Source organism: Acutalibacter sp. LFL-21 (genome assembly GCF_025630755.1).
In the GTDB taxonomy this organism is placed as follows: domain Bacteria; phylum Bacillota; class Clostridia; order Oscillospirales; family Acutalibacteraceae; genus Acutalibacter; species Acutalibacter stercoravium.
The window spans coordinates 52,946-76,428 of the sequence record NZ_JAOTNT010000002.1 but is presented as its reverse complement, the minus strand read 5'-3'; the positions used below and the strand labels follow the sequence as shown (position 1 = coordinate 76,428).

General features: G+C 54.2%; 26 protein-coding genes and 1 pseudogene. 9 read left to right on the top strand and 18 right to left on the bottom strand.

What is annotated here, in order from left to right:
• The first annotated feature begins 91 nt into the window (after positions 1 to 91).
• Together ODJ80_RS02665 and ODJ80_RS02660 are read left to right on the top strand one after the other, a co-directional pair.
• On the top strand, positions 92 to 418 hold the full coding sequence (locus ODJ80_RS02665; RefSeq protein ID WP_263040804.1) for a transposase: 327 nt from the start codon (positions 92 to 94) through the stop codon (positions 416 to 418).
• Positions 419 to 464: 46 nt separating this feature from the next.
• The gene (locus ODJ80_RS02660) at positions 465 to 590 is read left to right on the top strand and encodes a hypothetical protein (protein WP_263040803.1); all 126 of its coding nucleotides are present in this window, start codon (positions 465 to 467) and stop codon (positions 588 to 590) included.
• Here ODJ80_RS02660 and ODJ80_RS02655 read toward each other — a convergent pair.
• From ODJ80_RS02655 to ODJ80_RS02590, 14 genes are all read right to left on the bottom strand, one after another.
• Positions 557 to 1,645, bottom strand: coding sequence for a hypothetical protein (locus ODJ80_RS02655; RefSeq protein ID WP_263040802.1), 1,089 nt, complete (start codon positions 1,643 to 1,645; stop codon positions 557 to 559). The genes ODJ80_RS02660 and ODJ80_RS02655 overlap by 34 nt on opposite strands.
• Before the next feature lie 68 nt (positions 1,646 to 1,713).
• Positions 1,714 to 2,331, bottom strand: coding sequence for a zinc ribbon domain-containing protein (locus tag ODJ80_RS02650; RefSeq protein ID WP_087242500.1), 618 nt, complete (start codon positions 2,329 to 2,331; stop codon positions 1,714 to 1,716).
• A 13-nt stretch (positions 2,332 to 2,344) separates the two neighbouring features.
• Entirely contained in the window at positions 2,345 to 2,656 is a 312-nt protein-coding gene (locus tag ODJ80_RS02645) for a hypothetical protein (protein WP_087161955.1), read from the bottom strand.
• A gap of 35 nt (positions 2,657 to 2,691) precedes the next feature.
• Complete coding sequence (locus tag ODJ80_RS02640; protein WP_263040801.1) at positions 2,692 to 4,842, bottom strand: serine/threonine protein kinase; 2,151 nt, start codon at positions 4,840 to 4,842, stop codon at positions 2,692 to 2,694.
• A complete protein-coding gene (locus ODJ80_RS02635) occupies positions 4,839 to 4,973 on the bottom strand; it encodes a hypothetical protein (protein WP_263040800.1) in 135 nt (44 codons plus the stop codon). Before ODJ80_RS02635 ends, ODJ80_RS02640 begins: the two co-directional genes overlap by 4 nt.
• Before the next feature lie 77 nt (positions 4,974 to 5,050).
• Positions 5,051 to 5,494, bottom strand: coding sequence for a DUF3592 domain-containing protein (locus tag ODJ80_RS02630; RefSeq protein ID WP_263040799.1), 444 nt, complete (start codon positions 5,492 to 5,494; stop codon positions 5,051 to 5,053).
• Positions 5,495 to 5,575: 81 nt separating this feature from the next.
• Positions 5,576 to 6,121, bottom strand: a complete 546-nt coding sequence (locus ODJ80_RS02625) for a DUF3592 domain-containing protein (RefSeq protein WP_263040798.1) — start codon at positions 6,119 to 6,121, stop codon at positions 5,576 to 5,578.
• Between the two features lie 5 nt (positions 6,122 to 6,126).
• Positions 6,127 to 8,427, bottom strand: coding sequence for a serine/threonine protein kinase (locus ODJ80_RS02620; RefSeq protein WP_263040797.1), 2,301 nt, complete (start codon positions 8,425 to 8,427; stop codon positions 6,127 to 6,129).
• Positions 8,428 to 8,491: 64 nt separating this feature from the next.
• Positions 8,492 to 8,890, bottom strand: coding sequence for a hypothetical protein (locus ODJ80_RS02615; protein WP_263040796.1), 399 nt, complete (start codon positions 8,888 to 8,890; stop codon positions 8,492 to 8,494).
• Positions 8,891 to 9,009: 119 nt separating this feature from the next.
• Entirely contained in the window at positions 9,010 to 9,336 is a 327-nt protein-coding gene (locus ODJ80_RS02610) for a hypothetical protein (protein ID WP_007048427.1), read from the bottom strand.
• A gap of 6 nt (positions 9,337 to 9,342) precedes the next feature.
• Positions 9,343 to 10,659, bottom strand: a complete 1,317-nt coding sequence (locus tag ODJ80_RS02605; protein WP_263040795.1) for a trypsin-like peptidase domain-containing protein — start codon at positions 10,657 to 10,659, stop codon at positions 9,343 to 9,345.
• The gene (locus ODJ80_RS02600; protein ID WP_263040794.1) at positions 10,659 to 11,591 is read right to left on the bottom strand and encodes a PP2C family protein-serine/threonine phosphatase; all 933 of its coding nucleotides are present in this window, start codon (positions 11,589 to 11,591) and stop codon (positions 10,659 to 10,661) included. Before ODJ80_RS02600 ends, ODJ80_RS02605 begins: the two co-directional genes overlap by 1 nt.
• A 3-nt stretch (positions 11,592 to 11,594) precedes the next feature.
• Entirely contained in the window at positions 11,595 to 12,134 is a 540-nt protein-coding gene (locus ODJ80_RS02595; protein WP_007048424.1) for an FHA domain-containing protein, read from the bottom strand.
• Positions 12,135 to 12,318: 184 nt separating this feature from the next.
• Positions 12,319 to 12,657, bottom strand: a complete 339-nt coding sequence (locus ODJ80_RS02590; protein WP_143256409.1) for a hypothetical protein — start codon at positions 12,655 to 12,657, stop codon at positions 12,319 to 12,321.
• A 50-nt stretch (positions 12,658 to 12,707) separates the two neighbouring features.
• Here ODJ80_RS02590 and ODJ80_RS02585 point away from each other — a divergent pair, with 50 nt between their 5' ends.
• The 6 genes from ODJ80_RS02585 to ODJ80_RS14140 all read left to right on the top strand — a co-directional run bounded on the left by ODJ80_RS02585 (position 12,708) and on the right by ODJ80_RS14140 (position 19,401).
• Positions 12,708 to 13,205 carry a hypothetical protein gene (locus tag ODJ80_RS02585; protein ID WP_263040793.1) on the top strand — a complete coding sequence of 166 codons (498 nt, stop codon included), beginning with the start codon at positions 12,708 to 12,710 and terminating at the stop codon, positions 13,203 to 13,205.
• Between the two features lie 141 nt (positions 13,206 to 13,346).
• Positions 13,347 to 13,862, top strand: a complete 516-nt coding sequence (locus tag ODJ80_RS02580) for a hypothetical protein (RefSeq protein ID WP_140401244.1) — start codon at positions 13,347 to 13,349, stop codon at positions 13,860 to 13,862.
• 291 nt (positions 13,863 to 14,153) lie between these two features.
• Positions 14,154 to 15,593: a response regulator transcription factor gene (locus ODJ80_RS02575; RefSeq protein WP_263040792.1), complete on the top strand. Its 1,440-nt coding sequence runs from the start codon at positions 14,154 to 14,156 to the stop codon at positions 15,591 to 15,593.
• 19 nt (positions 15,594 to 15,612) lie between these two features.
• On the top strand, positions 15,613 to 16,062 hold the full coding sequence (locus ODJ80_RS02570; RefSeq protein WP_076779351.1) for a hypothetical protein: 450 nt from the start codon (positions 15,613 to 15,615) through the stop codon (positions 16,060 to 16,062).
• Positions 15,956 to 19,267: a VaFE repeat-containing surface-anchored protein gene (locus ODJ80_RS02565; RefSeq protein ID WP_317619854.1), complete on the top strand. Its 3,312-nt coding sequence runs from the start codon at positions 15,956 to 15,958 to the stop codon at positions 19,265 to 19,267. The genes ODJ80_RS02570 and ODJ80_RS02565 overlap by 107 nt, the downstream gene beginning before the upstream one ends.
• Positions 19,222 to 19,401, top strand: coding sequence for a hypothetical protein (locus ODJ80_RS14140; RefSeq protein WP_442863883.1), 180 nt, complete (start codon positions 19,222 to 19,224; stop codon positions 19,399 to 19,401). Before ODJ80_RS02565 ends, ODJ80_RS14140 begins: the two co-directional genes overlap by 46 nt.
• Here ODJ80_RS14140 and ODJ80_RS02560 read toward each other — a convergent pair.
• From ODJ80_RS02560 to ODJ80_RS02545, 4 genes are all read right to left on the bottom strand, one after another.
• Positions 19,358 to 19,549 (bottom strand): hypothetical protein, encoded by a 192-nt coding sequence (locus ODJ80_RS02560; protein WP_263040790.1) that lies wholly within the window; start codon positions 19,547 to 19,549, stop codon positions 19,358 to 19,360. The genes ODJ80_RS14140 and ODJ80_RS02560 overlap by 44 nt on opposite strands.
• Before the next feature lie 21 nt (positions 19,550 to 19,570).
• The gene (locus ODJ80_RS02555; RefSeq protein ID WP_263040789.1) at positions 19,571 to 20,146 is read right to left on the bottom strand and encodes an MptD family putative ECF transporter S component; all 576 of its coding nucleotides are present in this window, start codon (positions 20,144 to 20,146) and stop codon (positions 19,571 to 19,573) included.
• Positions 20,147 to 20,198: 52 nt separating this feature from the next.
• The gene (locus ODJ80_RS02550; protein WP_263040788.1) at positions 20,199 to 22,361 is read right to left on the bottom strand and encodes an ATP-binding cassette domain-containing protein; all 2,163 of its coding nucleotides are present in this window, start codon (positions 22,359 to 22,361) and stop codon (positions 20,199 to 20,201) included.
• A gap of 87 nt (positions 22,362 to 22,448) precedes the next feature.
• On the bottom strand, positions 22,449 to 23,057 hold the full coding sequence (locus ODJ80_RS02545; RefSeq protein WP_263040787.1) for a TetR/AcrR family transcriptional regulator: 609 nt from the start codon (positions 23,055 to 23,057) through the stop codon (positions 22,449 to 22,451).
• 180 nt (positions 23,058 to 23,237) lie between these two features.
• On the opposite strand from ODJ80_RS02545, the pseudogene ODJ80_RS02540 reads away from it, so the two are divergent.
• Positions 23,238 to 23,294, top strand: a pseudogene (locus ODJ80_RS02540) (recombinase family protein); the annotation flags it as partial.
• Positions 23,295 to 23,483 lie beyond the last annotated feature (189 nt).

Below are 23,483 nucleotides of genomic sequence, written 5' to 3'. Positions count from 1 at the left end.
GTAACTACCAACAGAAAAGGCCATGGCCCCCTTCCCGAATTGATGGACAGAAAGAAACGAGATATAATGGAAAGGAAGGGAGACAAAGAAGATGAAAACAAACGACAAAAACAGCAAAAAGAGAGCAGCGCCGCCGCGCTATGATGAGGCGTTCCGGGCAGGGGCAGTGCGGATGGTGACAGAGCAGGGACGGCCCAGCAAAGAGGTGGCCCAGGAGCTTGGCATCTGCATTGACACGCTGCGCAGTTGGCTGAAAGCCGCTGGAGTACAGATGGGTCAGGCAGACCGGCAAAACCGGAACGCCCGGCGGGAACGGGAGTTAGAGGCAGAAGTGCGGGCGCTGCGTAAAAAACTGGCGGAGAAAGACGAGGTGATTGAGCTGCTAAAAAAATCCATCGGCATAATTTCCAAACCGTAGAGGACAAGTACCGCTATCCACCAAAGGATAGAAGGGATATCCCTTCTTGAAAAAATACCGGCTGCGCCGGGGCGGGCTGTGGATTTTGCACGAAGCCCGCCCGCAGGCGCTTTTGCCGGTTTTGTTTATTACTCAGCCTTATTTCCCGGCCACCGCCTTTTTCCGCCTGTAGAACAGCATTCCCAGCACGCCGCCGCAGGAGGCCAGCATCAGGCTGATCCACAGCGCCATATCGCTGCTGTCCCCAGTCTGGGGGCTGCCGGTTCCCGCTGCAGGGATGGCTTCAGTCTGCACATATTCACAGACCGCACAGCCGCGCTCTCTGGAACCTTCTTCGGTCTCGGTGGCCTCTTTGGTTACTTTCCAATCGCCGTAGGTATGGGTGGCCACATTCAACCTTTCGCCGCAGGAGCATTCCTGCCAGTGCTCGGTATCGTCATATTTCCATGCTTCATCATGGATGCTGTGTTCATGAACCGGAATCGTCTCTTCCTGCGTATATTTGCAGATGGAGCAGGTACGTTCTCTGGAACCTGTTTCGGTTGTGGTAGGCTCCTTTGTTATCGTCCAATCACCGAAAGTATGGTTGCCCACTTCAGTTTTCTCGCCGCAGCGGCATTCCTTCCAGTGCTGGGTTTCATCCTTCTGCCAGTCGCCGTAGCTGTGCTCATGTTCAAGCATTGGAATGGTTTCGGTCTGCACATAGTCGCAGACCGTGCAGTCACGCTCTCTGGAACCAGCCTCGGTTTCGGTGGCCGGCTTCGTCTCTCTCCAATCGCCGTAGATATGGTTTGCCACATTCAGCCTTTCGCCGCAGGAGCACGCCTGCCAGTGCTGTGCCGCGTCGTGCTTTTGGGTATAGCTGTGCTCATGGGGCGGTTCGGCTTCTCCGACGTCCGCCACCATATACTGGCCGTCCGGGTCGCCCACGATCATGATCCATCTGGCACGCACCCGTATGGTGTACTCCTCCTGCGGCCGCGTCACCACATCGTTTGTGAAAAACAAATAGGTGTCGATTTCCACTGCCTTGGACTCGACCACATCGTCGCCCAGCAGCAGCTGTGCCTCGTATTCAAAGCTATCGCCGGAGGCCGCTCCTGCCGGCCGGCCCCACTGCACCTGGTTTTGGTAGCCCGACCAGCGGGGGTTCCCTGGCACATATTCCCCCGCCGCCGAAACGGACAGGGGAAGGGCCGCGATCATCAGGCATACCGCCAGCAGCATACTGAAAAGCCATGCGCCTTTTTGCCGCCCCGGCGGTTTTTTCCCTGCGCATACGCAATCTCCTCCCTTTATCGCACCGGAGCGCCCTGCGAGGAAAGCGGTGCTCCGCATGCTCCGCAGAAGCGGCTTCCGGGCGGTATCTCCGCCCCGCACTGGGGGCATTTGTTTTCCAGCTTCGCCCCGCAGTTGTTGCAGAATTTGGCGCCGGCCGCACACTGGGTTTTGCAGGCGGGGCAAACCACCATACCCGCGTTCAGTTCCGCTCCGGCGTTTCGCACCACCACCGAGCGGCCGCCGGAGACGATGCACTGCTCAATCACCTGGAAAATCTCTTCCGGCAGCTTTTTCTGCTTGTAGGCGCCCACACCGGCAGTCACCGCCAGCGGCCATGCGATAAACCATCCCAGCGCGCCGGCGCCGATCTTATCCGACCATTCGCCCTGACCCACGGTGACGTTTAAGTTGTCATCCATCCGGATCATCTGCACCGTCGTAGCCATCCTCATGCCGGCAATGGTCTTCCAGCCGTCTTTTTCCTGACGGCCCTGCACCACATAGCCTTCTGTGGTTTCGGCACTCTGTACCTCCATCCCCTTAGCGGATGAAAGGAACGCCTCCACCGCGTTTGCCACCACCTGGGTACTCATGCCGGCAGGCAGCCGGAATACTCTCGATTCATTTGCCATCTCGTCTTCCTCCTCATTCTAAAGCCTGTACCTCATCGATATGCTGCAGTACGCTGTCTGCCAGATAACGTACTGCCAGCTGTTTTTCCTCCTCACTCAGGCCGCTTGCCGGACGGAGCATGGAAACATGGAGGATCGATGTGTTGATGGTCTGTTCCGTCACGGCAAAGGCGTACTCACTGGTATGCCCCAGCACCTTCGCCTCCGCCTTGATATCGCCGACCAGCGCCTGCTCGTATTGGCAGCCCATCCGGTCCAGCACGTCAAAGACGGCGTACACAGCCATGCGGCGGGGACAGTTGACATTTCTTTTTAGACTCAGCACTTTTTTCTCCTTTCCCCCGGAAACGGGGCTGTCATCTATTTCACAGGTCGAATCGTATTGGTCACATCCAACAGCATTCCGTCGAAAAGCTCGTCTTCTGTTGCTGCACTGATAAGAATCACAAACGCCAAGCCGCCGTACTCGCCGCCGTAAACGCTGAGATAGGTGTCATCTTCAGTATAGGTGTACTCATCAACAATCCAGTCAATTCCGCCGCTCTTGTATTGCCAACGTTCTTTTCGCGGTTGAAAAGATTCTTTGACCAGTACTTCCGCAATACCATCCATCCAGATTTCCTTATTGAAAGTATCGCTTATCTGCTGACTTTGCACTTCCACACCAACCGCAGCCGTACTTTTCTCCATCCTTAGCCGGCTTTCTTCGAGCACAGTAAACTGAATCTCGCTCTCGTCCTCCCAATAGAGGAATTGAAACGGGAGATTTTCATCATAAAATCGCTGGTAAATTGTGCCCGCCGGACCGTTGCTTCGGAAGGAATCCATTGCTGCAAAGATTTCCGCCTGCGCCTTCTCATCCCCCTGAGGATAGGAGCCGATAAGATTGTAGCAGCCAAACCCATTCTGGCATTCGATGAACGCCGCCAAAAATTCCATGGTTGTGCCTCCGCTTTCGGTAGCAGAAAACTGGATCAAGTAGGTGTCCAAAGAACTGCCCTCCCGGTAACCCCGGCTGAGGATCTCATGCTTTGTGATATTGGTGCTCTCCAGCAGGCCGATATAATACTGGACATATTTCTCCGCGTTCTCCTCCACATCAGAAAGGGTATACACCGGAAAACCGGCGGCCTTATCGTAAAATCCCACCTGCAGGGTAGCGCTCCCATCCGATGAAGCAAAAGCTCCGCTGCCGGACTCTGTTTCTGCATACCCCTGGGGGATCCCCATGGTGATATTCAGATACTCCTGAGCGTAGTCCTGCAAGGCGACATCGTCTACGCCCTCGGGTTCCTGCACTGTTATATCGAAAGGAGTGCCAGATGGCCCGTCAGAAGAACCCGGCTCTGCTTTCCCGCCGGTCAGCGCACCGATCCCCGCTACTGCTCCCCAGACGCCCAGACCCAGCACAGCAACGCACAGCACCAGCGCCGTGATCTGTACCCCGATATGGCTCCGCCGGAATCTGGTCCAAAGCCCCGGCTTTCCATCGAAACCTGCAGCCGTTTGACCGGATGGCACAGCCATGGTACGGTGATGGAAAGACGCCGGGGTTTTCCCGGTAATCCCTTCAATAAAGGCCTCCATGGTGGAGAAACGATCCTCCGCTTTTACCGCGAGCGCCTTCATGATCGCCTGTTCCACCTGCGGAGGCAGGGGAACGCCCAGCTCCGAGGGCTTTTTCAGCGTATCGTTATGGACCCGCATGATGGAATCCGGCGGCAGCTCCCCGGTCACGCAGCGGTACAGGGTGGCGCCCATGGCGTATACATCCGTCCACGGCCCCTGGTTCCCCTTACTGGAATACTGCTCCTCCGGCGCGTAGCCATGTTTCAGGATGACCGACACGCTTTTTTCATCTCCGATAGAAAACCGGGCCGCGCCGAAATCCAGCAGCTTGCTCTCTCCCTTGGAGGTAATGGAGATGTTGTCCGGGCTGATATCCCGGTGGGTCAGGTTCAGGGCATGAACCTGCGTCAACGCCTGCATCACCGGCATCAGGATGGTCAGCGCCTGGTCATAGGGAATCTTCCCGCCCTGGGATGCAACGTATGCCTTCAGGCTCATGCCGTCGATATATTCCATCACGAAATAGGCCGTGTTGTTTTCCTTAAAATAATTCTGCACCGACACGATGTTCGGCGTATTCTGCAGTTTGGCAAGGATCCGCGCTTCCTCTAAAAAGCGCTCCATGCCGTTTTGATAATCCTCCTGGCCCCGTCCGGTCAGTGCCACGCTGTACTTATCGGAATGCCGGGTAGCAAGACCGGAGGGCATATATTCCTTGACGGCTACCTTAATCTCCAGCGTCAGGTCATAGCCCAGATAGGTGATGCCGAACCCGCCCACGCCCAGGACCTTTCCGGTCATGTAGCGGCCGTTCAGCAGTGCGCCCATGGGCAGCGCCAAAAACGGCTGCTCCTCCTCCGCATTAAACCCGCAGTGGGGGCAGACAGGGGAATCGTCCGGCTTTTCCTGAAAGCAGCCATAGCAGATATGTTCCAAGTTCATGTTTCACTCCTCTTCTTTGTACTTGCGCCCCGGCCTTTCACCCGCAACAGCAGAAAAACCACTTCCATCAACGCGATCATACCCAGCTCTTCCAGAATGAACGGAAAGACATTCATCATCTCCTCAATCAAGGGCTGTTTCTCCCTTTCCTCCAGACAAACCGAACAGAATACGGCCCCAGCGTCTTGGATCGTCGCAATCTATAACTCTAATATAAATACTCTAATATAAAACAGGCGATGGGCGTTCCCACAATAAAAAGCCACCCGCAGCACAGAAGGCAGATCTGAATCATCCGATACATCTTGACATCGGCGGGACAGAAGTATTTTTCCGGATCAGATGGGTCAATGTAAATCTCCACCTCAGTTCCGATCTTCTTCTGCGCCTGATGATAGGCCAAATCGATGCCGGTGTTTTTTTGATAGACGTAGCCCATATACTCGTATTGGTATATCATAAAATAATGGTAGGAATGCTTGATCCGAATCCTCAGCGGTTCGATGACGGTCGCTTTTAGAAAAACCGTGCAGCCGCTCCCTCTCTGCGTCTTTTTCTTGTAAAAGTGGGCAAGCACGAAAAATATCGCGAAAAGCGGATATGTTATCGCGCATACAATCAGAATAAACGCAATATCCTCTGCAAAATTCATACGCTTCACCTCCTTTCCGCCCGCACCAATCTTTTTTAGGGAAACCGCCTGCCGCAGGTTTCGCTGCGGCAGGCACTGAAGCTATATTGTTAGCCACATGACTCCAATCATAATCAAAACCGCAATGACGAGAAGAGCGACGATCAGGTAAGCAAGGCGCTGCTGAAAGTAACCCTTTTCCTCCTCCAGGCAGTAAAAGCTGGTAGGTTTGGCCGGATCGATAAAAAGTGTAAGCTCCGTTCCCACCTTTTTCCGGGCCTGTTCCTCCATTGCCGGGACATCGCCGATCTGTTCATAGGTCTCTCCCCGGTAGGTATACCGGTACACGGGATAATAATAGAGTCCCAGCGTCGCCGTTTTCACCCCCAGGGAAGCCATTTTCCCAACGGAGCCGCCTGCACCGCTGAGAAGATGAGCCACGGAAACAGCCCCCGCGGCCTTTGCCAGACGATACTTACTTTTGACATGATAGTTTACTGCGTCCACAATGGCCGCCCGGCATTCCGCCGTGCAGGCTCTCTTCTTCTCCGTCGTTTTTCTTTTCTTCCTGTAGAACAGCCAGACGGAAACCAGAAGCGTGACAAGGCCGATGCCGCTCAGAACGAGAATTAGAATAAGATCTTCCATGCTGGTTATCCCTCCCATGCACGGACGGACGCCATGGCCTGTTGATGCAAAGCGACAACCGCATCTTTGTTGGAGCTGTTGAACATGCAGCTAACAGCGTAACACTTGCCGTCGATCATGGCGGAGGCAACACTGAACGTAAATTCATTCATGGTCCAATCCATGCACAGCCATTCCACACCGCCCGACTGCGACGTGTATGTTTCACCTACGGAAACGCCCGCGCTAGACGCCACGTCTCTCTGAAACTGCAAGACCTCCTCCGGGCTGCTCATTCCCAGCTGGCCGGCATTCCCTATTTCCACAATCCCGCTGTCCGGCGTAGCGCTCCCAAAGCCGGCTTCCACTGCCGCGTCCGTTGGGTAAATAACCAATTCGGCCACCGCTCCGGCCTCTCCCAGGTTAACAGTCGTGTCCATCACGCGTCCTGCTGCCACGGCATCGTCCACAATCACCTTGACGCCGCTCTTAGAGCCATAGTACATCTTGTACGTTGTCTCCGGCGCACCGTTGCTCTTAAAGGACTGAATAATGGAATGGATTTCCGCTTCGGCGGCTTTGTCCCCCTTGGGATAGCTCGTGATGATGAAATAACAGCCGAAATCATACCCCTCCACCGCCATAATGACCACTTCGTTGGAGACGCCTTCGCTGTCGGTGCCTTCAAGATAGATTTGATAGGCGCCTGCGCTTCCCACCTGATCGGGTCCGGCAGCAAGGATCTGATAATCCGAAACTTCAAACAGGTTCTGCATCAGGATGGCGGCAATAGCTTCTCTCTGGGATTCCACATCGGCAAGGGAGTAGATGGGTCCGTCAATGTTCCAAAGATAATCCATCATCATACCGCAGCCTTTAGCCTCATTGATAAAAACCGTCTCCTCCTCAACCCTCGTATAATCCGACGGGATCTCAATCGTAGCGTTGAGGATGCCAAGATCCTGCGCCACCATTTCCGCTGGAGGTTCTGTAGTAGGCTCTGGGTCTGTTGTCGGTTCCGGATTACTCGTCTGCGGTTGGCTGATGATAGGCGTAGGTTGGCTGATGACAGGCGTATTCCCACCGCCGCCCCCTCCTGTCGGCCTTTTTTCCCCTCCGCCGGAAAGCGCGATAGGAAGGATAATACAAAGGGCGATCACCGCCAGCAGCCCACCGCCGGAAACCCAGGCAACCACCGGATTGGCTTTCATATAGGAAAGGAACCGGGAGAACGCAGAGGGCTTTCCTGCCGCAGCACCCCCGCCGTTATAGGCGGGCTGCTGATAGGCAGTCTGCCCGTAGCCTTCCTGCCTGTAAGCGGTAGCCTGGGTGCGCTGGCTGATACTGGCCGCCACCTGATCCTGTACGGAAACGCGCCCGTTCAGTGCCCCGATGAATGCCTCCATATTGGGGAAACGATCCTCGGTTTTTACCGCCAACGCTTTCATGATGGCGTTTTCCACATTAGCCGGAATACGGAACCCCAGCTCCGACGGCCTTTTCATGGTATCCCCATGGATCCGTCCCACCGAATCTGGCGGAAGCTGCCCGGTAATGCAGCGGTACAGGGTAGCGCCCATGGCGTAAACATCCGTCCACGGTCCCTGATTGCCGTGGCTGGAATACTGTTCCTCCGGCGCGTAGCCATGTTTTAAGATGACCGACACGCTCTTGCCGTCCCCCAGTGCGAACCGCGCCGCGCCGAAATCCAGCAGACGGCTTTCGCCTTTGGATGTGATATAGATATTGTCCGGGCTGATGTCCCGGTGCAGGAGGTTCAGCGCATGCACCTGAACCAGCGCTTCCATGATCGGCTGCAGAATGGCAATCGCCTGGTTATAGGGGATCTTATCCCCGTTTTTTGCCAGGTAGGCTTTCAGGCTCATACCGTCTATGTACTCCATCACAAAGTATGCGGTGCCGTTCTCTTTGAAATAGTTCTGCACCGATACGATATGCGGGGTGTTTTGCAGCTTGGCAAGGATCTTCGCTTCATCCAAAAAGCGCTCCATACCGTACTGGTAATCCTCCTCCACCCGTCCGGTCAGCGCCACACTATAGTGGTCCGGATGCCTTGTGGCCAGGGCGGAGGGCATATATTCTTTAATCGCAACCTTGATCTCCAGTGTCAGGTCGTATCCCAGATAGGTGATACCGAACCCGCCAATGCCAAGCACCTTTCCTACCAGATATCTCCCGTTTAGGATCGTACCCAGGGGCAGCGCAAGATAGGGCTGCTCGTCGTTCTCATTAAATCCGCATCGGGGGCATGGAATCCCCGGTTCTTTTTCCGCGAAACAGCCATAACAAACACGTTCCGGATTCATTCTCCCACCTCCTCAAGCAATGTATTTTAAGTATAAAACGATGTATTTTGATAGCAAAATACAGTCACTCCTTCCGATTTTTGGACCAGGCATCGTAACACAGATCACCCAGCAGGAGCAATCCCAGCGCCACCAGAAACCCGATCCACCCGCCCCAGCCCACTAAAGGAAAAAGTGCAAAGGCAACTCCCAGCACAGACCAGATAAGGGCGCTGATTACACGTTCCCTATTCTCAGAGGGGCAGGAAAAGTACCGGGGATTCTTTTCATCCACAAAGAGCACCTCATAACTACCGACTTTGATTTCGTCCTTTTTGGAATACTCTACCCGGGATACTACCCGATACTCCTGTCCATCCAATGTGTACTGGTAGACCGGATGGTATTTATAGTTGATAATGAAGAAATCGGTGAAATCGTCGTCTGTCCAGCTGACGTCCACATCGCAGATGACGGCGTTCACTCTTCTCCGGCAGCGACGCTTTGACCGTACAGTCCGACAGAATGCCAAAATGATTCCGAAGAGAAACAAACATACTCCAAGGGCAAAGAACAAAATATCCCCCATCGCGTCCGTTGCATTCATGCTCCAAACGATTTTATCTCAGCTATGACAAAGAGTTCCTCCGATACCTGCCGCACCCGGTCGACATGCCGCAAGAGCAGCGCCTCCAGCCATTTTTCTGCATTGGCCGCTTTTAGAAATTCAATCTGTACTTCCAGGGGTTCAATGTAGAACTCACCTGCATACGCCAGCGCCCCTTCACCTTCCGACAGCGCCGGGAACTCGTGGAGTTCTTTCATTTCACCGTCTGCAGTCAGGTGGAAGACAGCCGCCAGTTCCCGGCCGGCGGCGTCCTCTCCCCACGCTTCCTGGATTCTTCCGTTTTTTAAACAATACCCTGCCATAACGGGTTACTCCTTGCTCACCACAAACCGGTTGGCGTTGTCGCACAGGTAGAAGGTGTCCCCGGTCGACAATTTTTCCGCCACATTCGCCGTCAGCTTTTTGCCGTTGCCCAGGAACGTGCCGTAGGACGATCCCAGATCGGTGATGATAAAGCAGTCTTCATTCGGGTCGTAGACTACCTGGCAGTGCCGCCCGCTGATACCCGGCGTGTTTTTATCGAATACGATGTTACAGGTTGCCGGGTCTCGGCCGATGACCACCTTGCCCTTTAACAGGTCAAAGCTCTGGCCAGAGTATTTTCCTGTCACGCCGCGCAGCACAGCCCGTTTTTCCACAGGGCCGCGGCCGCCTCTTGCAGGCGCTTTTCCAGATCCCATACCTGCGGCAGCGCCGGCAGCTACTGGGGCGCCCTGACCGTTCTTCTGGGACGTTACCAGCAGGATGATGCCGCCGGCCAGCGCCAGCACGCCGATGGGCAGGAACACATAGGCAAACCAGGGCTGCGCCCAGGAAACCCCGCCGCCCGCCATGGTATACTCGATTCTTTCGCTGTCTAGGATTTTAATCAGTTCATCCGCGACGATTGCGTAGTTCATACCAATGTCGATTCCGGAGGCTTCTATTCCTGCGGAATTGACGCCTACCACAAAACCGTTCTCATCTACCAGCGGACCGCCGGAGTTTCCTCCGGAAATATAGGTGTCCATTTGGAATGCGTCATATGTAGAGAAACTCGGCGTCATTTTTTTGCTGATTACGCCCTTAGTCAGGGTAATATCATCCTGATCGAAGGTTTTAAAATCCTGCCCTACGGTAGCCGTACCCGGATAGCCCAGGGCATAGACCGTTTCGCCCACCTTCACATCGGAGGAGCTGCGAAGCCTGAGCGCCGTCCGTTTATCCGTTGCGGAGGGGAGTTTGATGATGGCAATATCCTTTTCGTTAAATCCGGAATAGTAGACGACCTGCCCGGCAACAAAATCGTTTTCTGCCGCGGAAAAGTATACCTTCAGGTCTCCGGTAATATTGGCGTACTGCTTGGGATATGCATATGCCCTCTCCACCACATGGCCGTTGGTTACAATATACTGCACCGGCTCTCCCGGCTTGCCGATTGCCCAGCCGGTTCCCCAGCCTGCTTCGCTTTGCCCCTGATCGTTATAAGCTACTGAATATATATATACAACTCCGTTGCGGGCCTCATAAGGATCCATGCCGCCCCCGCCTACCAGGCCCAATACGCCGAACACACCGGCGGCCAGGCCAATAACCAGCAGCAGGATAGCAACAACCTGCTTGCCCGATGACTTTTTCGCTTCCATTATGATTCCTCCTCATTTTTTCCATGGTATTTCAATGCGATGGCCGTATAGTTATCCTGGCCCGGCTTTCCGGCGGCCAGGATTTCCTCCTCCAGCTTGTCGCAGCACGCCTGGGAAGAGAGCGCCATGGCTTCCCGAATCTGCTTCAAGGTCAGTGTATCGCTCACCCCGTCCGAGCAGAGCAGCAGCGCGTCCTCCGGCTGGAGAAGAAAGGGCATACGGGTATAGTCGCATGTTACATCTTCTTTGCCTATGTACTCCGAAAGGGCCCCTGCCTGGGGATCTTGAAACGCTTCCTCCACGGGGAACGCCCCGTCCAGTGTCCTCAAAATCAAATCGTTCTTAAATTCCTGCCGGGCATTTAACCCATAGAGTTTGTTTTCCCTGAGCAGGAACAAATCGCTGTCGCCTACGCACCAGAAGGAGAGGCGATTCTCTTTGAGCAGGGCCGCCACCAGGGTAGTCCCCCCGTGCCCGCGAAACTGCTGGTAGACTCTGGCGCTTCGCTGGTATACCCAGCCGGGCACATCGCTGTCATCTGCCCAAGGAAAGATCCCCACCAACTGGGAGGCAGTTTCCGCAGCGATCATGCCGCCCTCCGCCATACCGCCCATACCGTCGCACAGCACAGCGAGCAGCCCGTCTTCCTCATAACGATCCATGCGGGAGATGCCGAAAGCGTCCTGCTGTTCTTCCCGGCTGCCAACGCCCTGTAGGTTGGCAAGCTCCAGTTCCGGCAGCGGTTCCGGACGTTCCGTAATCGGTTCTTCCACCGCCTGATCACCCCGCTTCTTTTTCTTCTTCCGCCGTATCAGGAAAAAGGCGAGAATCAGCGCCAATAGAAGCGCTGCGCCCGCCGCAACCGCCATCCAGACGCGGATGACGGTATCCGGAAACAGCGGCTGGTTTAACCATGAAAGTACACGCTCCATCCTTTACTCCTCATTCCACTGGAATTGCTCGCCGCACAGGGGCAGGAAGAGAAGCTGGCTCTTTCCCACCTCGATCACATCGTAGGCTTTTAAGGGGCGTACCATTTCCACCTGCTCGTCGTTGCAGTAAGTGATGCCCCTGCCCTGGCCGGGAGAAAGGGAAAAGCTGTTATGCTTGGCGTCATATGTAACCAATGCATGGCTTTCTCTGGATACAGTATCGTCATCCGCCAGGGCCACGTCCATCGCCGCCGCCCTTCCTATGAAGTTTCTGCCTGCTACCAGCTTATAATCTGCGCCGCGATGGGGACCGGAAACACAGACCAAGAATCCTACTGCAGGATCAATACCGATCTTCTTTTTAATAATGCCCACCGTCTTGCCTCTGTCTGCTTCCGGCGCAGCGCCGCCCGGCACAGCAGCCACGGTCTTCCCTACCGTTCCGGCCGCAACCGTCTTGCCGACCCCGGCGCCCTCCTGGCAGTAGGGGCAGCTATCGAATCTGGATTCATCGTAAAAATGGCCATTGTCACACTGTCTCATAATTGTTTTCCTCCTGATAAAGAAATCTTAAGGATTATCCAAAACCATCCCTGGTTTTTTGCTGTTCTTACTGTAGCGCCTTTTTCGGGATTTGTGCAGGTCGCTTTAGCGCCAATTTCCCAAAAATTATGTGGCGCACCTGCGCCAATCCGCATTTTTCGCAGAAATCATGGGGAAATACCGCTTATCTCATCAGATCCTGATAGTCTGGGTCTGCCGCCCGAATCCCCCACACCAATTCCCAAAGCTTTTCATCTTCGGAAAGGACATAGCACCTGCCATCCACCCCTTCGAACCGGCGTTTATCAAACCAGAAACTGTAGGTATCCCCTTGCGCCGTCACAAATGTAAGCCCCCGGTTATCTGTAGAGACGATGGGTGACTCGGATTCCACCGACACATCCCGCAGCGCCTGCAAGACCCCGGCGATCACCGTTTCGTCCCTTGTCTCGTAGTCCGCCGCCGTCTCCGTCCAATGGTGAAAGATCAGTTCCACCGGCAGTTCCTCATGGGGCAGCTCCAAAAGCTCCCGCTGCCTTTCGGTACAGTAAGCAAAAAGGGAGTCCCCTTGGTATGCCGGGGACGAAGTCTCTGTCGGGGTCGGAGTCTCTGCCGGAAGCGCAGGATCTGATGCTGCACACCCCGCCAGCAAACAGATGGCTGCCAGAAGTGCCGCTGCCCCTCTTTTTTTCATTCGTGCCTCCTTTCTTCTGTCCTGGTCTCATGAATCGCTTTGCTGCTCGGCCTGTAACGCCAAAGGCGATCCAAACTCTTTTTTGTCCTTTTATGGTTTTACTGTATCGTTTTTTTAAGGATCTGTGCAGGCCGCTTTCGTGCCAATTTATCAAAAAACGCATGGCGCACCTGCGCCAATCTATTTTTTGTGTGAAAATTCAAAAACACCTTGATTGTGCAAAAGGGATTGCCGATCATGACAGCGGCCTGTTACATCCTGTAAACTTAAGAAGTGTTACACTCTATACAGGGTGGATGGCCTCAATTTTCTGGCTCCAAAGCTTCGTTTCTCAAAATGGCGCAGGTGCGCCACAGTGTTTTTTAGTTTGGCGCTAAAGCGGCCTATCAAAAACACCGGCTTCCTGCTATGATAAAAAACGAAAAGTTCGCATGATGGAAGGTCGGCCAAGACACAGAATGTCCAAAAAGCTTCAGCTGGCCTTTTCGGAACGCAGGATCAGAAAGGGGATATATCGTATGTATGCAAGGTTAAGGCCGTACCATCTCATTGGCGCCATCGGGGGGTTCCTCACTGTTCTCACCGCTATTATCAGCTTGGCAGTTTCCACATCGTACTACATAAGCGCGGAATGGGTCATTATTGTAAACATGCTGCTCATTGGCTCCAACGGGTTAATCGCAACTTATTTCTTTGGCGCGTTCAGCGCTTCCCGTGACAGCCTCATCAAAGTAGGCAGCCTGATCGCGGGGATAGGTCTTGGTTTTAATGTCCTGATCTCAATTCTCCAGATGGCGGGGGTGTACGTTTTTGTTCTGGCTCTTCTTGGGGCTCTCGTTATGATGGCAGGGGTTGTGATCGCCTGTATCAAATTCATCATGCTCTTCCAGAGAGACGCTTTTGTCGTGGTGTTCTGCGTGTTTATTTTCCTGGGGCTTCTGCTGTCTTTATTCTGGACGTGGGCAAGCCTGATAAGCGGCGCTGGGCTGGGTGGCCTGCTGATTTATTTTTACGTCCACAATATCACCTACTAGACAGCTTCTCTCATTCAGGATATTTCCTTGTTTACCGCGGCTGCACCGTGTGGCTGCGGTAAAACGGCATGTGCGGGCGCAAAAAACCGGTAGTTCCCGGATGCGGAACGCAGCTCCAAAAATATACGGTTTTATCCAGGAGAATCCCTGGTTTAGGTCAAACAGGAAGGATTGTATATTCCGCAAAAACGTCAGCGAAAAAAAGTCTCTAACCGACCGAAATCGTTGAAAATCCATGCCGTTTATAGTATAATAGTCTATAACTGTACCATTGCGGAGAAAGGGGGTGGAATGGGACGTATGGTAATAAAGAAAAGCTTCACAAATCCAAAATCCATTTATGCGATTCTGCTGCTTAGTGTTTTTACTTTTCTATTTCTTGGAGCCGAGTACCTATATGTAAACATGATCTCGCTTACGGCAGGGGAAGAAAAAACGGTGATTACGCAAAACTACGCGTTAGGAATAAGCGCTGTCGGTTTTTTGCTCTATCCGCTGTTTCATCGCCTTTTGAAAAGGCGGGTACAAATCGTTGGACTTTTTATCCTTGCACTAGCAGCGTCAGTATGCAATTTTTTGGTTCAAAAACATGTTTCTTATTCGTCCACTCTGCTCTCCGGAATGGCATTGTTCCTGTTTCTGGGGATATTGGGAAGCGCGGCCCACTACCTGTTTTTCAAACTGGCGAGGGATCGCACCCATCTGGCGCGTATGGTTGGTGTCTCCTATGCCCTTGGGATCTTCCTGCAGTTTCTAAATAACAATCTTGTGGATCTGGAAACTGCGGAAGCCTTGATACTTTCACTCTTTGCCCTTGTAGCGTTAGCGCTGTTGCTGAAGGCAGAAAGGCTTTGCCGCCAGGAAAACGCAGAAGCGGAAGAACTCCAGTCCCCCGCCATAGAGGATGATGGGAAGGGAACCCGAAAGAAGATCGCCGCCGGCGGACTCCTTGCACTGCTTGTCATCCTGATGGCATGTATCTTCAGTACGCTGGACAACGCGGTCACCATGCATCATGCAGCAGGCACTGACATCGGGCAATGGCCGCGGCTTTTGCTGGCGGTAAGCGGCCTTTCTGCCGGCTTTCTTTTTGATATCCGAAAGCGGAAATTTATGGCCATGATGATGTACTGCGTCATGCTGATGTCCGTCATCTGTGTGGTAGTACTCAAGCTGGGCGGCCCGTTTTTGATCGGCCTGATCGTATTTTATCTTTCGGCTGGATTTTTTGTGGTATTCTTCACCACCAGCTTTCTGGATTTTGCCCGCCATATGCCCACGCCAGCGCTGTGGGCCGGTATGGGGCGCGCCATGAATAACATGAGCGCCGCTTTGCTTACCAACGCCTCTGTAGCGTTGCTTGTTTCTGACAGCAATGGCATGGCATCCATCATTCTGGCACTGGTCCTGTTTGTGGCCGTCAGCGTAGTCATCTATCTTTATACGGCCTGGATGCCGGTTTCATCCGGCACCCCCAAGGATATCCCGACAGACCTGGACCCTCAGGAAGCGTTCCGTCTTTTGTCGGAGCTGTTTATCCTTACGCCCAAGGAAACCGAAGTATTTGACAAGCTGGTCAATTCAGAGGAAAGTATTCAGGAGATCGCAGATGGACTGTATCTATCCCGGCGAACCTGTCAGCGGCATATCGCGGCGATCTATGAGAAAGCGGGTGTAAAATCACGCATGGGATTGTACCAGCTCTACATAGAAAAACAGCGCAGGCTATGACAGTCAGAAAGGGACTCGGATGAAGAGGATTAAAATTACCGTTTTGCTGATTTTATTGTGCGTACTGGCGGGGTGTTCCCCAAAAGACACATCGCTTCGGGCCTATTGCACCGAAAGCCAGCAGGAATTTCTGGATCAGTCGCTGGAAGAGCTGCCGGTCGCGCTTACCTATCATCACAACGATAACATCCTGGGACGCTACGAAACGACGGATGAAGAAATCATCTCCGAAATCCTGCAGGCATTACGGGAAACGACCATTGTATCCAAAGCTTTCAGCGGCTCTACAGACAGCCGGATCCTGGAGTTTGAGACAGCGGATGGGGATACCTGCCTCTTCTGGTTTGATGAAAACCGGTTCCATGGCGCCGGCGGAACATCCTATGTGCTTTCCGGCGACGAGGAGATCTGGGATCTGGCGCGGAAAATTCAGGAAACATATCCGGAATACAGGGAAGCGATGGAGTAAAAAGGCAGATCGAAAAAGCCGGGTGTTCCTTGCTTGTATGCAGCTAAGGCCGCGTAAGCAGGGAACGCCCGGTTTATTTATATTCGTTTTTCAAACGAGAGGGAGCCTCGGGTTTGGCTTCATTTGTTCGCTTTCCCCTTCCACACAAAACTCAACCCTCTACTCTCTGGCCGGGGCTACTTACAATGTCTACAAAGGCACCAGTGGCACCGGCTCTGTGGTGTCTACCTTTACGACAGACGAGGCGGGCCACGCCACCCTGTCCACACCTCTGGAGGATGGGACTTACTCCGTCAAGGAAGTGACGCCGCCAAAAGGGTACAAACTGGACGAGAAAATCTATACGTTCACCATCAATGGCGGGGACACCAGCCTGTCGGTGGAGGACGAGCCGGGCACCCTGACCCTCAAGCTGAAGAAAAAGGACTCCCAGACCGGCAGCACGCCCCAGGGCAACGCCTCGCTGGCCGGGGCGGTGTACCAGGTGAGCTACCAGAAAGGTGGGCAGACGATGACAGAGGAACTGACCTCTGACTCCTCCGGCAATTTGGGGACTTTGGAGAGCATCCCCTTTGGCACCGTCACTGTGAAAGAACTCACCGCCCCGGAGGGGTACCGCCTGGACACCGAGGTGCATACCTACACGGTGGACGGTTCCCAACTGGTGGGTGACACCTACACATTTGAGGTAGACGATCTTACCGAGGATGTAATGCGGGGCGGGCTCACCATCCAGAAGCTGGATTCCCAGACAGGGACAACTCCCCAGGGCGATGCCAGCCTGGAGGGAATCCAGTTTGAAATTGTCAACCAGAGCACCAATCCCGTGGTCGTGAACGGCAGCACGGCCCAGCCCGGCCAGGTGGCCATGACCATCACCACCAATGCCAGCGGTGTGGCCACCACTGGCGAGAACGCGCTGCCCTACGGTGAATACACCGTCCGGGAGGTTTCCACCAACGACTCCATGCTCCAGACTTTCACGGAGGAAATCTCCGTCACCATTTCGGAGGACGGGCAAATGCTGGAGTACGAAGTTGAAAACGAGGTAGTTCGGGGCGGCATTGACATTGAAAAGCAGGACAGCGAGATGGGGACAACACCCCAAGGCAATTCCTCCTTTGCGGGGATTTCCTTTGAGGTGGTTAACCGTTCCACCAACCCCGTGGTGGTGGGCAGCCAGACCTACGCTGTGGGCGACGTTGTTATGACCATCACCACGGACGAGTCGGGCCGTGCCAGTACCGGCAATGACGTGCTGCCCTACGGCACCTATGAAGTGAAAGAATCCTCCACAAACGAATCTATGCTGCTGACCTGGCAGGGCGAAACCGTCCAGGTGCGGCAGAATGGTCACTCGGTCTCCGTCACCGCCGTGGATGAGGTAGAGCGGGGCGGCCTCAGCGTGGAGAAGCAGGACACTATCACCGGTTCCACTCCCCAGGGGGATGCTGATTTTTCCGGTATCACCTTTGAAGTCATCAACAACAGCCGAAACCCGGTCATGGTGGAGGGCCAGAAATACCAGCCCGGCGAGGTGGTCAAGACTTTGGTCACCGACTCTGAGGGAAAGGCCAGCACGGCGCATGACCTGCTCCCCTATGGAGAATACATCCTCCATGAAAGTACCACCAATGAAAGTATGCTGCTGACGGCCCCTGACCAGACCGTCTTGGTGGAAGATGATGGGATAATCTATGAATTCACCATGGCCAATGAAGTCGTTAGAGGCGGCATCTTGATTGAAAAGCGCGACTTGGAATCCCGGCTGCTCACTCCCCTGGGCGGCGCCAGCTTGGACGGCACCCTGTTCGAAATCACCAACAAGAGTGTCAATGCGGTGTATGTGGGCGGCGCTCTCTATCAGCCCGGTGAGGTATGCGCTACCATTGAGGTGGTGGATGGAATCGCCCAGACAGACCCCCGAGCGCTCCCCTACGGCACCTACCAAATGGTGGAAAGCAAGCCCGGGGAGGGTTACCTCCATACCGATCAGACCGTGCGCTCTTTCCAAATCCGCAAGGATGGAGAAGTCATCGAGTTCCGGGATGGCGATGCAGCCTATAACCAGGTCATCCGTGGCGACCTCCAGTTCGTGAAAGTTGGCGAGGGCGGCGAAGCCAACATGGGGCGGTTCGCCAACGTGGCCTTTAAGCTCACTAGCCAGACCACTGGGGAATCCCACATCGTTGTGACCGACGAAAATGGCGAAGTGCGGACTACCACAGAGTGGAATCCCCACAGTCAGAACACCAACGGCAACGATGAAATCACTGATGAAACCCTGTGGGATGACCACAACGGCACCTGGTTCGGATTGACCACCGAGGGCTGGATGGTGGATGTTCAGGACGGCCTTTGCGCCCTTCCTTTTGATACCTATACCTTGGAGGAACTGCCCTGCGAGGGCAACCAGGGGTACGAGCTGGTGAAGGTGCCAAACATTACGATTTCTCGAAACAATACCACCATCTACCTGGGCACCATCGATGACCAGTTTGAGGGCATCCCCGAAATCGGCACCACGGCTACGGTGGATGGAGAACACGTTGTTGAGCCTGCCGAAGAAATTACCCTGGTGGACACGGTCACCTATAAAAATCTGAAGGTGGGCCAGACCTATAAACTGAGCGGTATTTTGATGGATAAAGAAACCTGCGAGCCGCTGCTAGTGAACGAGCAGCCGGTCACAGCCGAGGTAGAGTTCACTCCCACTAGCTCAGAGGGGTCGGTGGAGCTGGCCTACACCTTCAATGCCTCCGCCCTGGCGGGCAAGTCCGTGGTGGTGTTCGAGGACTTGTACCAGGACGAAAATGTGGTGGCATCTCACTCCGATATCAATGATGAAGGACAGACTGTCACCTTCGGTCAGCCTGAGATTGGAACCACCGCCACCATCGATGGCGAAAAGACCGCCCAGCCCTCTGAACAGGTGACCATAACCGACACGGTGGAGTACAGCGGGCTGACTGTGGGCCAGGAATATACATTAAAGGGTGTGCTCATGGACAAATCCACAGGCGAACCTCTCCAGGTGAACGACCAGCAGGTGACTTCTGAGGCCACGTTCATCCCTGCCGAATCCAATGGCACTGTGGACGTCTTGTTTAACCCTATGGCATACAACGAGTTTTCGCCCTTGCCTTCGTTGCGCCCTATGTGGCAAGCGAAAAGAAAATTCCGCCAACGGCCGTGCAGGAAATGATGCGCCGCTCACTCTATCATATCAAGTGGTATTTTGCAAAGACCGACTTGAATACCGACAAGGGCAAGGCGGAGAACAAAAAGAGCGTTGTCAAATACGCCAAATGGTACACGCCCGAAAAGGAAGCGAAATAAGCCGGATGATGATGAAATACGGAATAAGCGAGCAGGCAACGCCCAGCAGCGCCGTAAGGACGCTCAAAGCGTACTCGCCGTACCCCCCTTTTGCCAGCTCTGCCAGCCACGAGGCGGCGGAGCGCTTTTGCTTCGTGTTCTGATTCATGGGTAATTCCTCCAAGGCAGATCAGGCAGCCAGATGCTTCTTCACGATGCCCTTGCCGATAGCTGCTCCGATGAATGCGGCCACGATCACACCGGCCACCAGTGCCACGGATACCCAGGACTGCAGCATCTGGGATGCGGCAAGGATGGCGTCCTGACGGCCATCGGTGACCATCTGATCCGCCATAGCCTTGGCTGCGATGGCGTAGGGAATGATGGTGCTGCCGAATGCAGCCAGCACCTGATTGATGACATAACTGACGGTCAGCGCCTTCGCGTTGCCGTAGCCCATCTTCCACAGCAGCAGCTCGGCAATGGCACCGGAGAGAATAAAGAGGATGATGTACGGCAGGTATCCGCCCATAATGGCACGGACGATACTGTAAATCAGGATCGCACCGGGCTTTTTCACCTTCGTGCCGATGATGAAGTAGACGATGCCCTCCAGCAGGGAGAAAAATACCGGCATCAGAATGATGGTAATGGGCGTTGCGTACAGGACGGAGCTGGCAAAGAAAATGACCACATTGATAAGGGCCATCAGGACAACGGTGATGATGTCCTTGACTTTCAGTTTATTGGGGTTTGCAGTACTCATGGTAAAGACTCCTTTTTGAATGAAATATGGTTGAACGTCGCAGAGACGGCGATCACTGGATAAGGCCGGCGGCGATCGATGCTGCCAGCAGGACGCAGAACACAACATCCCACGCAGAAAACCGAAGCGACAGATAGTTGCTTTTGCGGCGGGTTAAGTCGATGCCCCGTGTTTCGGCGGAGGCGGACAGCGTTTCGGCGATGCGGATAACGCGCAAAGCCATCGGCACGGTCAGTATTTCGATATAGGATGACAGCGCTCGCAGCTTCTGAAGCGGCGATGTGAACACGCCCCGGGTGCGGATGGATTGCCGCAGCAGCTTCATATCCCCGGACAGCACCGGGAAAAAGCGGAAGATCACTGCCACGATCATGATAAATCGCTCCGGCAGGTGCAGATTGCGCAGCGCTGCCAGGGTGCGGCTGGCTTCATTCCGCCCAATCAGCGTCCGCATGGAAATGCCAACGGCAATGATCCGCGGGAACAGCACCAGCATAAAGGAAAACACCGTGCCCGGCAGCAGAGCGTTTGCCGCCCACAGCAGCCCAAAGCTCATCCCGCCTGTCAGCGCCGTTCCGAGCCAGCCGTCCGCTGCGGTCAGCAGGATCAGTGCCGTATATACGGCATAAACTAAGTGGTTGTTGGATGTGGAGATCACGACCAGCAGGGCCAGCCAGTAAAGCAGCTTCGTTGCCGGGTGGAATCGTTCTTTATGCTGTTTTTTCGCAGGAGCATTGGAAAGATGGAAGCGCTCCATATATTGCCGTACCGCTTGCAAATCTCGTTCCGAATGAACGGGAAATTCTATTTCTGCATGCCCATCTGACAGCCCAATGCAGCGGTCACACGCACCTGCAATTAGCTCAGGGTCGTGGGTGATGATGAGAACAGTCTTTTCTTCCCGCATCTCCCGGATCAGCGCTGCGCACCGCTCCAGACTTTCCGCGTCCTGTCCTGCTGTCGGCTCGTCCAGTATGACGATCGGCTTGTCGGATAGATACGCCATCATCAGCGTCAGACGCTGCATCTGCCCGCCGGAGAGGGAAAAGGGATGCCGGTTGCGGCAGTCCCACATATCCATACTTTTCAGCAGCGCTTCCGTTTTTGCTTCAAACTCCGGTGTCACCGCATGGCCGTATTGCAGTTCGTGCAGGACGGAGCCTGTGAAGAACTGGAACTCCGCCTCCTGAAGGATGAACAGCACTTGCTTTTGCAGCTGCTTTGGATTTTGCGACTTTCCGAAAAGCATTATCCTGCCGCCGGAGGGGCGGTAAAGCCCTGCAATCAGCTTGCCGATGGTCGTTTTGCCGCAGCCGTTTGCGCCCACAAGGCCGACGATCTCATGCTCACGGACGGAAAAGCTGACACCAGAGAGGGTATCTCCGGCCTTCCTGCCGTATGTATAGCAGACATCTGAGACGGCAAGCGCCGTCGGCGCGGTTTTCGGCAGCGGCTCTTTCTCCGGCACGGTGATCTCCGCAAGGTCGAGCGTGCGCAGAGAAAGTGTTTGTCTCTGCTCCGCCGAGAACGCCTTTGCCTCTGTGGCAGTGTATTTTCCTTTGATCTCGCCGTCTGCCATGACCCAAAATTCGTCGGCAATATCCGCAAGATAATAGAGCCGGTGCTCACTGAGCAGCAGCGTTTTGCCCTGCTTTTTCAGGGCAAGCAGAATCTCTTTTAACTGCTGCGTGGCTGCAAAGTCCAGATTGGCCGTGGGCTCATCCAGCAGAAAAATATCTGTGTCCATTGCCCACGCGGACAAGATGGAGATGAGCTGTCGCTCGCCGCTGGACAACTCGTAGACATTGCGATCCTTCAGCCGCTCCAGATGAAAGATCCGGAAGGCCTCATCTACCCGCCGTCGGATTTTATCTTGCGGCAGACCGTGATTTTCAAGACCGAAGGCCACTTCATTGGAGCTGTTTACGGTAAAAAACTGACTCCGCGGATCCTGAAATACCGAGGCGGCCAGTTCGCCGATTTCGCCGATACGTATTCCGGCGGTGTCCTGCCCGTTCAGGCGGCAAAAGCCTTTTAGCTCTCCCTCATAAAACTGCGGTATCAGTCCGTTGATGCACCGCAGCAGCGTGGATTTTCCGCATCCGCTGCCGCCGCAGAGCACCACGCAGCGTCCCGCCGGGATGCCGCCGCCGACCTGTCGGAGGATGGGCAGCTTTGCCTCCGCATATTGGAATTCAAATTCAAAATCTATCATCGCAAACTCTTTTCTTATTAGTTAGCCATCTCTAACCAACAGTCGTAAGAAACGGACGGATGGACCGTCCGAATCATCTTTTCGGATTTATTGCAAGGTATCGCATAGCTGCCGCCAGCCAGCGTTGGTGAAATCAAGGACTGCCTGTAAGCAGGTAAGCATTCTGCCTTCCTCCATATGCTGATCCAGCAGTTGGCGGAAGTACCAGAACTGTGAGCCCATCAAAAGACGGATCGCATCGGCATTTGGTGCTTTTCCATAGATGTGTGAAAAGAATTCCACCGTTTGTTCCGCTTTACGGTTCATCAGTTCATGCAGCACGGTTTCAATGGAGCTGCCATCGCTGCGGCAGAAAAATAAAGTGCAGTCATTGCAGTGCTCGGTCAGCAGTTGAAAATATACCTGTTCTTCGGCGTTTATGGCGCGGAGGATATCCTCCGGCTGCGCGCTGCACTTTGCTTTTTCGTATTCTTCTGCGACGGGGGTAAAGAGAACCTGCATCGTCTCAAAAAAATCCTGAAGCAGACTGGCAAACAACGCGTCTTTGTTTTTGTACCTTGTGTAGATTGCCCCCGTAGTAACACCGGCTTTTTCGGCGATCTTGTGCAGAGAGGCTTTCTGAAAGCCGTAAGCAAGAAATTCCGAATAAGCAGCCTGAATGATCCCATCATCCAGGGAATGATCCCTATTGGCCATGTCTTCACTCCTCTGCGCCTAAACAATAACATCATTATCGATAACGATATTATTATAGCATTCTTTTTGCTGCTTGTCAATGCGAATTGCACACTGCTTTGCAAAAACACTCCTTGACAAATCTCGTCTCAAAAGGCCATCCTCCAGAAGTACGCGGATGATAATGGCTTCGGAAACACCATGTTCTTTGTGGACGATGGTTTCTCCGGCACGAACTTCGACAGACCCGACTGGCAACGCCTTATGACCCTTGTGGACGAAGGCAAGGTCGGTATGCTCATGCTGTGGAGGCTCACCCCCAGGGTGGGCAGGTTGTGGAGCGTGGCCGAGGCGGCGGGAGGTACCAGACCCAGGACACCCAGGGCGACGAGGCACCCGTTGAAGCCCAGGATGAACCGGCGGCGTTCCACTTTCTAAAGGTTTGAT